Consider the following 13,905-nt stretch of genomic DNA (forward strand, 5'->3'; position numbering starts at 1 on the left):
GACGAGCTGCCCACCGGCGCCACCCCCGTCGACCAGGAGGCCGGCGACGTCGACGCGCTCGACACGGCCGTCCCTATGGGTGCGGTCGATGCGCCGTCGACGGACGCAGCGGAAGCGGCGGCGGACAGCCGGGCAGGGTCTCGCCGGACTCGGAAGGCACAGCAGGAGAGTGCCGCGGCCCGCGCCGCGGCGTCGCCGCTGACCCGCGAGAAGCCGTCGAGGCGGTCATGGAAGAAGCGGGCCATCCCGCATGAGGGCGGGAAGCAGAGGACCGAGAAGGGGCCGGCCCTGAAGCGCCCGATGCGGCCGACGTCGACGGGCTGGCTGGGCCGCGGCGGCGGGCAGGCCGTGTCGATTCAGCCGGCCGATGAGTTCCGTGCGACGACCGTGCAGGTGTGCGGCCTGTATCCGTTTTCGGTCGGTACCGGAACGCCCATGATCGGGGTGCCGCTGGGGAAGAACCTCGCCACGGGGGCGTCGGTGCTCTGCGATCCGATCAGCTGGTTCCAGCGGGCGCAGCTGATCTCCAACCCGTCGATGTTCGTCCTCGGCAAGCCGGGCCTGGGGAAGTCCTCGCTCACCCGCCGTATGGCGACCGGGCTCGCCGGATATGGCACTCTCCCGCTGGTCCTCGGCGATCTGAAGCCCGACTACGTGGACCTGATTCGCGCGATGGACGGGCAGGTCATCACCCTCGGCCGCGGCCGCGGCTACCTGAACATCCTCGACCCCGGCGAAGCGACCACCGCAGCCGCGCGCCTCCGCGCCGACGCCGACACGGCGCTCGAGCGGGCCGTCGAGCTCGACGCTCTCGGCGAAGGCTCAAAGGAGCAACGCTTGCATGCTGTGAAGTCGCAGCGCCTCGCGTCGCAGGTGCTCGCGGACGCTCATGGCCGGCGGCACACGATGATCGCCGCGCTGCTGACGATCCTGCGCTCCGAGCCGCCGAGTGACCGGGAGGAGACGATTATCGACCGGGCGTTGAAGTACCTGGACGAGACGCACGAGGGCATTCCCGTCCTCGCGGATCTCCTTGCCGTCATCCAGGCGGCGCCGGACGAGATTCGCCAGGTCGCCCTCGACCGCGGCGACCTCACCCGCTACAAGGCCATCACCGAGAACCTCGAAGCCTCCCTCATCGGCCTCACCACCGGTGGCCGCCTGGGAGAGATCTTCTCCCGCCAGACGACCACCCCGATGCGGCGGGACCGGCCGGTGGTCTACGACGTGTCCTCGATCGATGACTCCGAAGGCGACCTGCAGGCCAGCATCCTCCTCGCCTGCTGGTCCGCCGGCTTCGGCACCGTCAACGTCGCCTCCGCTCTCGCAGAAGCAGGGCTGGAACCGCGCCGGCACTACTTCGTCATCCTCGATGAGCTGTGGCGGGCGCTCCGAGCGGGGAAGGGCATGGTCGATCGCGTCGACGCGCTCACCCGCCTCAACCGCGCCCGCGGAGTCGGCCTGGCAATGATCAGCCACACCATGTCCGACCTCCTCGCACTCGCCTCGCAGGAGGACCAGATGAAGGCCAAGGGCTTCGTGGAACGCTCCGGCATGGTCATCTGCGGCGGCCTGCCGGGCGCTGAGATGCCCCTGCTGACCTCGGCGGTTCCGCTGTCGAACGCGGAACAGTCGATGCTCACGAGCTGGCAGGACCCGCCGGCCTGGGACCCGGTATCGGGACACGAGTCCGAGCCTCCCGGGCGCGGACGGTTCCTGATTAAGGTGGGCGGCCGGCCAGGTATCCCGATCCGGGTGCAGCTCACCGCCGCCGAGCTGGACGTCAACGACACCAACAAGCTCTGGCACACCACGTCCCGCGCCGGACGCGCGAACGAGCCGCTGGCGACCGACCCGGTCGTGGTGGAGATCCTCCCGTGAGCGTCCTCGTCACCCTCGGCGCGAGCTGCGTCGCGGTCAGCGCGGCCGGTGCCGCAATCGTCAGCGCGATCCACGCCCGCCAGCGGACCGCGGATCGTGATCGGTTCTTGCTCACGGGGTGCTGGACAGGGATCGGCCTCATGGCTGCGTTCGTCGCCCGGGACCAGTGGGATCGGGTGATCGCGTGAGCTGCCCGTCGACGGTCGCGTTCGAGAGCTACCGCTGGGCGTGCCAGCGATCCGCGCCGGGGGAGCACGGCTTCCACACGACCGACCTTCCCGTCTCCTTCGCTGAGCGGGGCCTCGCCGTCCTCTCGTGGGGGACCTCGCACCAAGCATCCGCCGACGACTGCATCCCGCAGCGGGTCGGCCCGATCTACACGGAGGAGTCCGCATGAGCGCCACCGCCAACAACCGCCGCCGCGAGCCCGGCAAGGCAGGCACCGACGGCCTGATGCTCAGCGCCGCCGTGACGGCGATTGCCGTCGTCGGCATCTCCTGGGTGTCCGTCGCGGTCGGCTCGAAGCTCGACGGCGTGAACGAGGGCCTGCCCTCCGACCCGTTCGAGATCCTGTCGGGCCTCGCCCGCGGCACGGTCACCTGGTCCTCGTCCGCGACGATGATCGCCGCAGCCGCCGGCGGCGTCATCGCCCTCGTCGCACTGTGGTTCCTCTGGATGAAGGCGCTCGGCCGGAAGGGCCGCGCGAACGTCGACCGGTCCGCCCGGTACATGGCGACGGAGCGGGATCTGGCGCCGATGCTGAGCAAGCAGGCGATGAAGAAGTCCAAGCGGTTGGGCGTCGACGGGTCGCCCGGCGTGCCGGTAGGGCGGCTCGTGTCGACGGGGAAGATGCTCTACGCCTCGTTCGAGGACATGATCACCGTCGTCGCCGGCCCCCGCGTCGGCAAGTCGACGTCCCTGGTCATCCCCGCGATCATCGTCGCTCCTGGCGCGGTCGTCACGACGTCGAACAAGCGCGATGTGCTCGACGCGACCCGCGACGTCCGCGAGAAGGACGGGCCGGTGTGGGTGTTCGACCCGCAGCGCGTCGCCCGCGAGGACGCGACGTGGTGGTGGAATCCGCTCTCCTACGTCACCGACGATGTGCGCGCCGCGAAGCTCGCGCAGTACTTCGCCTCGGGATCCCGGGCGACGGACGCGAAGACGGACGCCTTCTTCGACGGCGCCGGCCAGAACCTCCTCGCCGGCATGCTGCTCGCCGCCGCAGTCGGGCAGAAGCCGATCAGTCAGGTGTTCGCGTGGCTCACGGACGTCACGAACGAAGAGCCGGTGCGGCTGCTGCGCTCGGGTGGGTATCCGATGACCGGGGACGCGGTGCTCGGGATCATCCAGTCGACTGAGAAGCTGCGAGGGTCGGTCTACTCGACCACGCAGGAGATGGCGGCGTGCTTGAAGAACACGCAGGTCGCGGACTGGGTGAACCCCCGCGGCACCGCGGACCCGCGGCCGCAGTTCGACGCGGCAGACTTCGTCCGCGGCTCGGGGACTCTCTACTCGCTGTCCAAGGAGGGCGCCGGCACCGCCGGCCCCCTCGTTACGGCTCTCACCGCGGCCACGCTTGAGGCGGCGACGGACCTCGCGGACACCTCACCCGGCGGGCGGCTGCGCACGCCTCTCGTCGGGATCCTCGATGAGGCCGCGAACGTGTGCCGGTGGCGGGACCTCCCCGACCTGTACTCGCACTTCGGCTCCCGCGGAATCCCGATCATGTCGGTGTTCCAGTCCTGGTCGCAGGGCGTCGCCGTGTTCGGCAAGGAGGGCATGTTGAAGCTGTGGAGCGCGTCCAACGCATTCCTCTACCTCGGTAGCGTGAAGGAGAACGACTTCCTCCAGAACGTCTCCGAGCTCGTCGGGGACTACGACCGCGAAACGACCTCCGCCAGCTACAACAAGGGCGTCCGCTCGACCTCGACCGCGTTGAAGCGCGAGCGGATCTTGACCGTGGATGAGCTCGGAGCAATGCCCCGCGGCCGCGCCGTACTGCTCTCTACCGGATCCCGCGCTGCGCTGCTGCGCACCGTGCCCTGGTACGAGGGCACAAAGCAGAAGGTCGCGGCAATCAAGGCATCCATCGCCGCACACGACCCCGCAACGGCCTCGACGAGCGTCACCGCACCGGCCCCTATCGTCGCGACGTCGGCGCAGCGGGTCGTGACGGCCGCCGAGCCCGTCGTGGCGACCGTCGAGCCGGCACCGGCGATCGACCTCGCAGCGTCGATGCGGGCTCTGATGGAGAACGAGGACGCCAGGCGCGCGGAGGCGCAGCGTGATTGACGACGACCCGCTCGCTGGAGGCGACGTTCAGGAAGCCGCCGGCGTCTTGCCCGCTGTCGACGCGGACGGACAGGCTGCGGGCCCTTCGCTCCTCGGCGCGTTCGACATCGACGCGATTGCCACGAAAGAGGTTGCGGACGTCATCACCGGGATTATCGCCGGCATGACGAAGGAGGCCCTGGAACGAGCCCTCACACCCGAGCGGGTCGAGCTGATGCAAGCCTGCGCCGAAGCGGCCGTGCAGCACTCGTTCGAGGACGAATCCGGTCCGACGCTCATCTACGGCTCCGCAGACGAGTGGCTACGGAAATACTGGCGGTACACCTACCGCCGCCGCGTCTCCGCCAAAGGAAACGGCACCGGCCGCTGGCGCGCCGACTGGTGGAGCGTCGACGAGGCAGTGCAACGCATCGAAGCGCTGTGGCGTAGCTGGGAGACCTCAAGACTCGACGCCGGCCTCGGGATGAGCACGTGGTGGATCAATCACGCTGAACCCCACATGGGCGCCCTGCTAGCAACCGACGGACCGTTCACAAACGCGACGGACGAGAACCTGCCGGGCGAGCCGCTGCCATACGCCGAACCGCCCGACGGAATGTTCGAGCCTGACATCCAGGCCTAGCAAGACCGACCCATCGATCTTGTATCCCTGTGCTGGTCCGCGGTCGAAGCTCTGAAATTCGTCGCCTCACCCGGCTCTCGGCGCCCGAAGTGCGGGTCTTGAGCGCCGAGAGCTTCCGGCTCCGTCGCGGATGACGCTGGAGTCGGTCGACTTCGACGCGCCGACGCGCCGCCGGATGCCCGGCGCGATCAGAGCGGCGATCAGCGCGAGCACGCCTGCTGCGGCGGAGGCCCAGAACCCGATCGAGAAGGCCTCGTCGGTGGGGGCTCCCTGCGCCGTGATGTTCGACGACAGCAGTGCGGCGATGACGGCTGTGCCGATGCTGCTGCCGATGGTCCGCAGCACGGTGTTGGCGCTGATCGCCTCTCCGGTCTGCTCGGCGGGCACGCTCTCCACGATCGCGTTCGAGGTCGCCGCGAGCGCCATGCCGATGCCGATGCCGGTGAGAACTCCCGAGACGAGGATCTGCCACTCCTCTCCGTGCGCCACAGCAGGAAGGACGAACGCGGCGATCACGGCGACGGAGCCGACGATCATCGGTACCTTGGCGCCGACCGCGCGCACAAGGGCGCCGGCGGCCACGCCCGAGACGATCATCGCGACGACCGTAGGCAGGAGGTAGAGTCCCGCCTCGCTGACCGACTTGCCGAAGCCGTAACCGAGGGCGCTGGGCAGCTGCAGCAGCGTTGGGATGAGGATGAACGTGCCGAACATCGCGAAGCCAAAGACCAGGGCGACGACGTGCGCGGTCCACACGCCCCGGTGGCGGAACAGGCGCACGTCGATCAGCGGCTCGGCCACCCGGAGCTCGACGAGGACGAAGACGATCAGCGCGACGGCGCCGAGGGCGAGCAGGCCGACGGTCTTGACGTCGCCCCAGCCCCACGACTGCCCATCGCCGATGGCGAGCAGTACCGAGACGAGGCCGACGGACAGGATCGCGGTGCCGACGAGGTCGAGGCGCCCGGGCGTGCGGACGGGGCTCTCGGGGATGCCGAAGATCGCGCCTAGCAGAGCGATCAGGACGAGCACCGCGGGGAGCCAGAACAGCCAGTGCCACGACAGTGCCGCGACGATTGGACCCGCCGCGACGATTCCGACGCCCGCGCCGATGCCGAAGATCGCCGAGAGCAGTCCGATCGTGATGCTCACGCGCTCCGGAGGGAGCTCGTCGCGGACGATGCCGATCGAGAGCGGCATGACCGCGCCGGCCGCGCCCTGCAGGACCCGCGCGAGGATCAGGACGCTGAGGTTCGGCGCGAGTGCGGCGAGCACGGTGCCGACCAGGAGGAGCGACAGGACGACGAGGAGCACTTTGCGCTTGCCGACCATGTCGCCCAGCCGCCCGAGGATCGGAGTGAGCACGGACGCTGACAGGAGGTAGGCCGTGAGCACCCAGCTGACCTCGCTCGTCGTTGCGTCGAGGTCCTGCCCGATCGTGCCGAGCGCCGGGGCGACGAGCGACTGCAGGACAGCGAAGGAGAGACCGCCGAGGGAAAGGTAGGCGATGATCGCCGTCCCCCCGGCCTTCTTCGGCGCGGTGCGCGCCTGCTGGTCGGTCGCGGTCATGGTGCTCCTGTCGTCCGATGTAAACGTCTGCTGACTTATTGATGATGGCGGTGGGAGCACATCATGTCAACGATTGATTACATCTCTCCACGGTGGGCTATCGTCGCGTAGGGAACGCGCACGGCCGAGGAGGTCCGCATGACGGGCAACGATTCGAGGCGGCACGCGCGCGATGCCGATCGCACTCGCGACGAGCTCGTTCGAGCTGCGCGTCGGAGGTTCGCGACCGAGGGCTATCGTGCGGCGACGGTGCGGGGGATCGCCTCCGACGCCGGCGTGAACGTGGCTCTGATCAGTCGGTACTTCGGCTCCAAGGAGGGACTTTTCGCGGCGTGCGTCCAGCGCAGCGTCGACGAGATGAGCCCAGCGGCAGCGCCTGCGGGTCTAGATGCTCTGATCGACCGGTTGATTGAGCGCGTGGTCCGCTCACCCGACTCCGACGAGCCGCTGCAGATGCTGCTCCTGCTCCGCTCCTCCGGCGACGAGGGTGCTGACCGGATTCGACGCGAGACCCTGGAGTCGTTCACCGCGAGCATCGCCGGTATAGCCGGACTTGAACCGGGCGCGCCGCAGGGCGAGGATCTCATGCTCCGCGCGCAGCTCGCGATCGCCACACTTGTCGGCCTGGTGATGCTGCGCGCCTCCGCCGTCGTCGAGCCGACCACCTCGGCCACAGCCGCACAGCTCGATGAACCACTGAGATCGGCGCTCCGGGCGCTGCTCGGCATAGAGACTCCCGAACGCTGAAGAGGTGCGCCACCGGCCGAGCCGCCTGGTGCATCGGCCACCTTTTCGTATCGCTGACGTCGTCTCGGTCAGCGAAGGAGACCTCAGTTCGGAAGGATGACGAGGTGTCGATCTGCAGACCTGCGTGGCGGCTCGCAGTAGCGTTCTGCGACCGAAGACTCCGTAGCGACAGCCAACCAGCAACGACTCAGATCTCGCGCGAGCCGGTACTGCACCTTCACGGGTCGGACCGCGCCTGAACGTCCTTGGAACGGCGGCTATGCACGAGACGGCATGGCGCCAATGCCCAGCTGCCTTGTGCAGGGACGCTCAGAATGAGCGGCGCTGAGAGTTGAGCGTGATCAGCGCCAGATAGAGCTCGACGCTGTCGCGGAGGGCGATCGTCGTCAGCACGCGCGTTGAGGCGAGCGTGGCTGCGAAGGACTCAGCCGAACTCCAGTCAGCGGGAGGACAGTCCGTTGCGCTCACGAGGTCGCTTCGACGAGTCGGCGGAGACCGACCGCCGAAAGGGAGCCGAGGCTCGCAAGGAAGGCGCCGCCGATCACGGAGAGGACGTACACGACGATCGGCGCCCACGAAGGGCGCCCGCGATGAGCGTACGGGCGCGCGGAGGCGCGGCGGGAAGAATGACGGCGGAAATGAAGACCTCCTCAGAGGCGGCGCGGAATGCGCCGCGCTGAAATCAACGATGCCGCTGTAGCGCCCTTACGTCGTCATCTCCGTGGACCTCTCGGACTGGTCTGATTGCAGTACATGGCGGCGAGATTGATTCGGCGCAGCGCCCTCGACGGGTTGCCCGTCATCTGGCGCCTCGCTCGTCAGGGCCGCCGGTGCAGTCGGCACGTGCCCCGCATGTGCACTGCAGAGCGATCGAGATCGACAGTGCCGTCCTGCAGCCAGTCGAGCTCGGCGTAGGCGTTGTCGGCGAGCCCGACTGGTCCCGTTCCACGTGCAGCAGCTGGCCCTGCTCGTCCGCTGCGCGTGAAGGTAAGGATTCACGACGCGAGTGCCGCCCTGGTCAAGGGTCGCGGCCCGGACGCTTGACGAAGTTGGGTGAGGCCTTCCCGCCCACGACTTGTCGCCGACCGCGGTTTTCGGAAAGGGGTCCGGTCCTCTGCATCGAGTCGGGTTGGCGACGCCGCTCGCCCGGACGTTGGATGAGAAGACCGATGTCGCTCTGCGCCAGCGTCGTGTTCTCGCGGGCGGCGGACTACTTCATCGAGAATTGCTCTCGACGAAGGTCCGCTGCACAACATTCGCCTCAGTGGGATCGCCGAAACTCGTCGAGACCGGAGTCGAACGCCATCGAGACGAGCTGGGCGCGGTCTCGAGCTCCGACCTTCCTCATCGCCCTGCTCGCGTGCGTCTTGACAGTAAAGGGTGAAACGAAGAGCGTCGCTGCCGCTTCGTCGTTGCTCGCACCTCGGCAGATGGCGGTGACGACCTCCCGCTCGCGCGCCGTGAGCTGGTCGAACCGTGCGGTGAGCACCGGATCGGTCGCGCCGCTGGGGGAGTCGGCGAGCTGAGCGATCAGCAGTTGGGCGGCGGCTCCAGACAGAGCGCCACCACCGCCGAACACCTCGCGGATAGCACTGGCCAGCTCGGTGGGTCTGACCCCCTTGCTGAGGAATCCGTTGGCACCCGACCGAAGAGCGGAAAGGACGTTCTCGTCGTTGTCGAAGGTCGTCAGGATCAGGATCCGCACCTGAGCGCTGGAGTACCGGACTCGGATTCTGCGCGTCACCTCTACCCCATCGATTCCTGGCATCCGCAGATCGAGCAGCACGACGTCGATCGCCTCTTCGTCGAGGGTCGAGAGGGCGGCGAAGCCGTCGTCGAGGTCGGCGACGAGCTCGATGTCGTCCTGCGTCTCCAGGATGGCTCGAAGCCCCATGCGGATCATCTCCTGGTCATCGACGATCATGAGTCGGATCACGACACGGCCCCGCCATCGCGGCGCATCGTGGCCGTCACGCTGAATCGTGTGGGTGTCGATCTGATGTCGAGTCGGCCCCCTGCGGCTTCGACGCGCTCGCGCATACCGATGAGTCCGTAGCCGAACTGGTCGGAGGGGGGTTTCGTCCCGTCGACGACGTTGTCGAGGGTGATGACGAGGTGATCGGCCGGGCAGGTCACTCCGACGTCGATGCGTCCACTCCCGTGTCGATGGGCATTGGTCAGGGCCTCTTGCGCCATCCGGTAGGCGGCGACACTCACGGAGCTGTCCACGGGTGGCATCTGAGCCGGGAAGGACGACTCGATCTGTGCTCCAGCGGAAACGAGCGGCCCGAGCAGAGCGGGGATGCTCTGCGCACTGGGCATAGCGCGAACGGCGTCCTGCGGATCCTTCTCCCCTCGACGCAGCACGCCGAGGATCCTCTGGGTCTCCTGGAGAACGCTCTGGACTCCTCGTTGCGCGGTATTGAGCGCGGCGCGAGGCTTGGTCTGTGTGGTGTCGAGATGCACGTCGATCACTCCTAAATTCATGCTGATCACAGCGATCTCATGTCCGACGACGTCATGCAGGTCTCGGGCGATCCGAAGCCGTTCCTCCGCCACCCGTCTGGTGATCTCGGAGTCGCGTGAGGTGACCGCGTCACGAGCGAGGTCCTGGACGGCGAGGAGATAACTCTCGTGCACTCGGATTGTGGAGCCTGTCGCCGCTGCGGCGATGGTGGTGCTGAAAGCGATGTATGCCCCGGGGTCGCCGAAGTCGGTCGAACCGCTGAAGACGGTAGCGGAGTACAGCGTGACGGCGACCGTCAGCGCTCCGACGAAGACCCGATATCCGCGGAGGCCGAGGGAGAAAAGCAGGGCGATCGCCAGGATCCAGCCCGCCCATGGTTGGTCGCTGGCTGTGATCGCGAGAGCCGCTCCGACCGCGGCGACGAGCAGTCCCTGAAGGCCCCGGCGCCGGCTGATCCAGAGGGCGACGACATAGAGCGTGAGCGAGACGTAACCGACCACTCCGCCCGATGCCACGAGCAGGACGATTAGGTATGCCACGCACGCCACAACGGCCACGAGCACCGAGACGCGATCCAACGTCCGGCTGCTGTAGAACCAGTACGGGGGGTCGAGCGGCGCAGCGCTGGCAGTGGTCACACCCCATTGTGACCAGTCGACACCGCCTCGGGCCCGGGCTGATTGACGTCGACGCCTACTGGCGCCTGATGCAGCTCAGCTTTCCCTACTTGCGTGACAAGCCAGGCGCCGGAGCCTCCATCATCTTCGCCTCCGAAGCGGCCGTCATGGGGGATGCGTTGTACACCCCTTATGACGCGAAGCAGTGCTCGGTCCGCGCGGAGCTCGCGGGTCCGCTGGTCGACATGTTCCGTTCGCTGCTCGCCGGCGGAAGCCACGGCCGACACTGTCGGCGCCGACGCGAGGTGCGGCGCTTTCACTACTTGAGCAGCGCCTTCATCTGGTTCGCGAGAAGCAGGGTGGCGCGCTTCGGCGCGAGGCGGGACAGCCGGTCGAGGAAGGTCACGTCCTTGCCGATGACTACGCGGTAGCTACCCTTCTCGACGGCGCCGACGATGCGTCGAGCCGCTTCGGCGGGGGTGGTCGGCTTTGGAGCCTTACCGCCGGGGGCGGTCATGGTTGGCATGGTGACGCCGGAGTTGGCGGTGATGTTCGTGCCGATCGCGCCGGGGAAAACTATCGTCGCGGCCACCCTGGTGCCCTGCAGCTCGGCGAACAGCGCCTCCGTGAAGAGCTTCACCGCCGCCTTGCTCGCGCCGTACGCAGCCTGTCCAGGCACCGGGGTGAGCGCCCCCATGCTCGAAACATTGACGATGGACGCCTCGGGCCGCTCGAGCAGATGGGGCAGGAAGGTCTTCGTGGTGTTCACGACCCCCCAGAAGTTCACATTCATGACGCGCTCGATGGTGCCGTACTCCAACTCGGCGATCTTGACGAAAGGCTGGATGATGCCGGCGACGTTGATGAGACCATCGATTGACCGGTGCACGACGAGGATGTCGTCGGGGAGGCTCTCGACAGCGGCACGGTCGGAGATGTTGACCGGATGTACGGAGAGGCGATCACTGCCGGCGAGGCGCACCGTCTCGGCGAGGCCGTCCGCGTCCAGGTCGAGTGCTGCGACGTGCCCGCCCTTCGCGAGCAGGGCGAGCACGACCTCGCGCCCGATGCCATTGCCGCCTCCGGTTACGGCGAAGACTCTGTCGGCGATCTGCATGGTGTGGCTCTCTCTCAGTGTGCGGTTCGTGCGGTACGGGAGTCTCGGCCCGACCTCTCAAGCGGGGTCGGCGACGGGTGCAGGTTGCTCGCGTCGGGTCAGGCGTTGATGAGGGCGCCGCCGTCGGCGTGGAGATTTTGGCCGGTGATCCAGTGGCTGTCGTCGGAGGCGAGGAACACGGTGACCGGCGCGACGTCGTCATAGGGGTTGCCCGCACGACGGAACGGATTCGCGATGAACATCTCCTGCACGCGCTCACGCACCTCCGGACTCAGGGTGGTGAGACCCCCCGAGGCGTTCTCGGTGAGCCCGTTGGGGCAGAGCGTGTTGATCCGGATGTTGTACTGGCCCCACTCTCGGGCGACGCTGCGCGACAGCCCGCGCACGGCCTCCTTGGAAGCCGCGTAGGGCGCGTAATAAGCCTCGCCCGACACCGCTGCCTCCGACGCGAAGTTGATGATCGACGAGCCTGCGCCCTCCTTGTCGCGGAGGTAGGGGAAGCACAGCTTCATGAGGTGCCAGTAGGCGTAGACCGAGCTGCGCATCTCGACGTCGAGATCGTCGATCGTCTTCTCGAGGAACGGCTTCGGGATGGTGATGGTGTGCGCGTTGTTGACGAGTACGTCAATCGTTCCAAACTGCGCCGCCGTGGCGTCGACGAACGCGACGAGATTGTCGTAGTCGGTGATATCCACGGTCATCGCGAGCACCTCGGCGCCCCGCTCCTCGCAGAGCCTCTTCGTCTCCGCCAGCTTCTCTTCGTTCCTCGCGCAGATCGCGAGCTTCGCGCCCTCCGTCGCCATGCGAAGCGCCTGCTGCTTTCCCAGTCCGCTGGAGCATCCGGTGATCAGGACGACCTTGCCGTCGAGCTTTCCTGCCATGTTCATCTTCTTCCGTGTCGTTGCGCTCCGCACCGGAGCTCGCGTCGGGTCCAGCTTCACTGCGTGGGGCGGGCCCGTCGTCGTTCCCGCGGATCGGACCGTGTACTACAAATGAAGCAGTGGTCAACCACCGCGGGCGGTCGCAGGACCCAGAACAATGAAATGGGACCCTTCCGCCGAGCTATGGGCACGCGAAGGCATGCACGAAGCGTTCATCGTCGTTCCACGGCAGCCACTCCGTATCGGCTTCCGGGATGCCGACCGTGGCGAATCGGACCCATGCGCGGCTCATCTCGCGGGAGAGCGTTGCGCGGTAAGGATTCACGCCAACCAGAGGGATGCGCTCGACGGTGCCGAACACGTAGGGGATGTCCAACGAGTGACAGGAGCCGACGAGACCGTCAAGAACGTCGCTCATCTCGCGGAACTCATAGGCCCATACCGAGTCGGCTACCGTCGCGGCGATCGAGGCGAGATCGCGTGCGGGGCCTTCGAAGAGCATTGAACTCAGAACCCGCGCGAAGACGAGGTGCGGTCTCTCGTCGAGCACCTCGGTTGCGGTGGTCGTGAATGCTGCTTCCGCCCGAGGAACTCCCAGCTCTGTCAGCCGCGCGATGGCCTCGTCGGCGGTGAGGTCCACTGTGAATCGTGGATCCGCCGCAAACAGCGACCCGACCTCGTGGGTAGTCCACCCGATCAACAGCTGCTTGCCTGTGAAGCGGGGGGTGGCGACCGGCCAGAAGGGGTGCTCGGGAAGGTGCACCGCGTCGAGTGTCGGTCCGATACCACCCGAGGACTCCATCGACTCGGGCCCGAAGCTGAGCCCCGCCGCGGCGAGAGCATCGGCCTGGAGGTGGATGAGGTCGTCGACCGGGACGTCCAGGAGAGAGGCGACTCCGCCTTCTGCAGCGCCGACAACGCGATCACGGAACTCCGAGGCGGCCGTCTGCGGAAGGACGCGGGGGAACGGCCCACTCATCATGATCGCGCGAGCGAACAGGTCGGTCGCCGCAGGCATGGCGCAGAGTGCGGCGACCTTGGCACCTCCGCCGGACTGCCCGGCGATGGTGACGCGAGAGGGGTCTCCGCCGACCGAGGAGATGTTGTCGCGAACCCACTGCAGTGCCATCACGATGTCGAGCATTCCGGCGTGGGCCGAATCGGGCAGGCCTTCCGCGCGCAGATCGAGGAATCCGAGAATGCCGAGTCGGTGGGTGACGGTGACGATCACCACCTCTTCCGTAGCCGCCAGTACGTCGCCGTTGAACCACATCTCGTTCCCGGATCCCGCGAGATAGCCACCCCCGTGCAGCCACACCAACACGGGAAGCTCTTCCCCTGTGCGCGCCGCAGGGGCCCAGATGTTCAGCCGCAAGCAGTCCTCGCTCGTGGGGCCGCCTTCGAGCGGAGAGCCGTTCCGCGGGTGCATCAAGCGACCGAGGCGGTCGCGGTTGTCGATCTGCGGTGCGCTGGGCCCGAAGATCACCGCGTCGCGGACACCGTCCCAGGCTCTCGGCAGACGGGGCGCGCGGAAGCGGTTCGCTCCCGCGGTGTCGTCGCCGTAACGGACTCCGAGGAGCGTGAACACGCCGCCGGACTCCACGCCGCGAAGCACGCCCTGAGGTGTTGAGATCTCCCTGTGCACGGCCACCGACCAACTCCTTCGTCAGGCGACGCGGGTGCAGGTCAGGACGCGCATCCCGTGTAAT

Annotated in this window: 12 protein-coding genes; 6 read left to right on the plus strand and 6 right to left on the minus strand. The window is 67.6% G+C overall.

Translation table 11 applies throughout. From position 1 onward, the window contains the following. Positions 1-75: 75 nt before the first annotated feature. Genes GRS96_RS19915 through GRS96_RS19935 form a run of 5 tightly spaced genes read left to right on the plus strand, consistent with a single transcriptional unit; the run spans position 76 to position 4,798 of the window. Positions 76-1,881, plus strand: a complete 1,806-nt coding sequence (locus GRS96_RS19915; protein WP_425326993.1) for an ATP/GTP-binding protein — start codon at positions 76-78, stop codon at positions 1,879-1,881. Beyond that, the gene (locus GRS96_RS19920) at positions 1,878-2,069 is read left to right on the plus strand and encodes a hypothetical protein (protein WP_107576162.1); all 192 of its coding nucleotides are present in this window, start codon (positions 1,878-1,880) and stop codon (positions 2,067-2,069) included. Before GRS96_RS19915 ends, GRS96_RS19920 begins: the two co-directional genes overlap by 4 nt. After that, positions 2,066-2,278 carry a hypothetical protein gene (locus tag GRS96_RS19925; protein ID WP_107576163.1) on the plus strand — a complete coding sequence of 71 codons (213 nt, stop codon included), beginning with the start codon at positions 2,066-2,068 and terminating at the stop codon, positions 2,276-2,278. Before GRS96_RS19920 ends, GRS96_RS19925 begins: the two co-directional genes overlap by 4 nt. Beyond that, positions 2,275-4,176 (plus strand): type IV secretory system conjugative DNA transfer family protein, encoded by a 1,902-nt coding sequence (locus tag GRS96_RS19930; RefSeq protein WP_159989489.1) that lies wholly within the window; start codon positions 2,275-2,277, stop codon positions 4,174-4,176. Before GRS96_RS19925 ends, GRS96_RS19930 begins: the two co-directional genes overlap by 4 nt. Further along, positions 4,169-4,798: a DUF4913 domain-containing protein gene (locus GRS96_RS19935; RefSeq protein ID WP_107576165.1), complete on the plus strand. Its 630-nt coding sequence runs from the start codon at positions 4,169-4,171 to the stop codon at positions 4,796-4,798. The genes GRS96_RS19930 and GRS96_RS19935 overlap by 8 nt, the downstream gene beginning before the upstream one ends. A gap of 66 nt (positions 4,799-4,864) precedes the next feature. Here GRS96_RS19935 and GRS96_RS19940 read toward each other — a convergent pair whose 3' ends face one another. After that, entirely contained in the window at positions 4,865-6,367 is a 1,503-nt protein-coding gene (locus GRS96_RS19940; RefSeq protein ID WP_107576166.1) for an MFS transporter, read from the minus strand. Positions 6,368-6,505: 138 nt separating this feature from the next. Here GRS96_RS19940 and GRS96_RS19945 point away from each other — a divergent pair, with 138 nt between their 5' ends. Next, positions 6,506-7,114 carry a TetR/AcrR family transcriptional regulator gene (locus GRS96_RS19945; RefSeq protein WP_107576167.1) on the plus strand — a complete coding sequence of 203 codons (609 nt, stop codon included), beginning with the start codon at positions 6,506-6,508 and terminating at the stop codon, positions 7,112-7,114. Positions 7,115-8,375: 1,261 nt separating this feature from the next. Here GRS96_RS19945 and GRS96_RS19950 read toward each other — a convergent pair. From GRS96_RS19950 to GRS96_RS19970, 5 genes are all read right to left on the minus strand, one after another. Further along, positions 8,376-9,008: a response regulator gene (locus GRS96_RS19950; RefSeq protein ID WP_442966647.1), complete on the minus strand. Its 633-nt coding sequence runs from the start codon at positions 9,006-9,008 to the stop codon at positions 8,376-8,378. Between the two features lie 38 nt (positions 9,009-9,046). Next, positions 9,047-10,219 carry a sensor histidine kinase gene (locus tag GRS96_RS19955; protein WP_107576169.1) on the minus strand — a complete coding sequence of 391 codons (1,173 nt, stop codon included), beginning with the start codon at positions 10,217-10,219 and terminating at the stop codon, positions 9,047-9,049. 298 nt (positions 10,220-10,517) lie between these two features. Then, complete coding sequence (locus GRS96_RS19960) at positions 10,518-11,315, minus strand: SDR family NAD(P)-dependent oxidoreductase (protein ID WP_107576170.1); 798 nt, start codon at positions 11,313-11,315, stop codon at positions 10,518-10,520. A 98-nt stretch (positions 11,316-11,413) separates the two neighbouring features. Continuing rightward, entirely contained in the window at positions 11,414-12,196 is a 783-nt protein-coding gene (locus GRS96_RS19965) for an SDR family NAD(P)-dependent oxidoreductase (RefSeq protein WP_159989490.1), read from the minus strand. 181 nt (positions 12,197-12,377) lie between these two features. Beyond that, positions 12,378-13,847 carry a carboxylesterase/lipase family protein gene (locus GRS96_RS19970; RefSeq protein ID WP_107576172.1) on the minus strand — a complete coding sequence of 490 codons (1,470 nt, stop codon included), beginning with the start codon at positions 13,845-13,847 and terminating at the stop codon, positions 12,378-12,380. Positions 13,848-13,905 lie beyond the last annotated feature (58 nt).

It is taken from the genome of Rathayibacter sp. VKM Ac-2803 (assembly GCF_009807175.1).
Lineage (GTDB): Bacteria > Actinomycetota > Actinomycetes > Actinomycetales > Microbacteriaceae > Rathayibacter.

What these genes read in the sequence shown, in the direction of transcription:
- GRS96_RS19915 (WP_425326993.1), top strand. Translation starts at nt 76, where the DNA reads ATGGGTGCGGTCGATGCGCCGTCGACGGACGCAGCGGAAGCGGCGGCG.
- GRS96_RS19930 (WP_159989489.1), top strand. Translation starts at nt 2,275, where the DNA reads ATGAGCGCCACCGCCAACAACCGCCGCCGCGAGCCCGGCAAGGCAGGC.
- GRS96_RS19940 (WP_107576166.1), bottom strand. Translation starts at nt 6,367, where the DNA reads ATGACCGCGACCGACCAGCAGGCGCGCACCGCGCCGAAGAAGGCCGGG.
- GRS96_RS19945 (WP_107576167.1), top strand. Translation starts at nt 6,506, where the DNA reads ATGACGGGCAACGATTCGAGGCGGCACGCGCGCGATGCCGATCGCACT.
- GRS96_RS19950 (WP_442966647.1), bottom strand. Translation starts at nt 9,008, where the DNA reads ATGGGGCTTCGAGCCATCCTGGAGACGCAGGACGACATCGAGCTCGTC.
- GRS96_RS19960 (WP_107576170.1), bottom strand. Translation starts at nt 11,315, where the DNA reads ATGCAGATCGCCGACAGAGTCTTCGCCGTAACCGGAGGCGGCAATGGC.
- GRS96_RS19965 (WP_159989490.1), bottom strand. Translation starts at nt 12,196, where the DNA reads ATGGCAGGAAAGCTCGACGGCAAGGTCGTCCTGATCACCGGATGCTCC.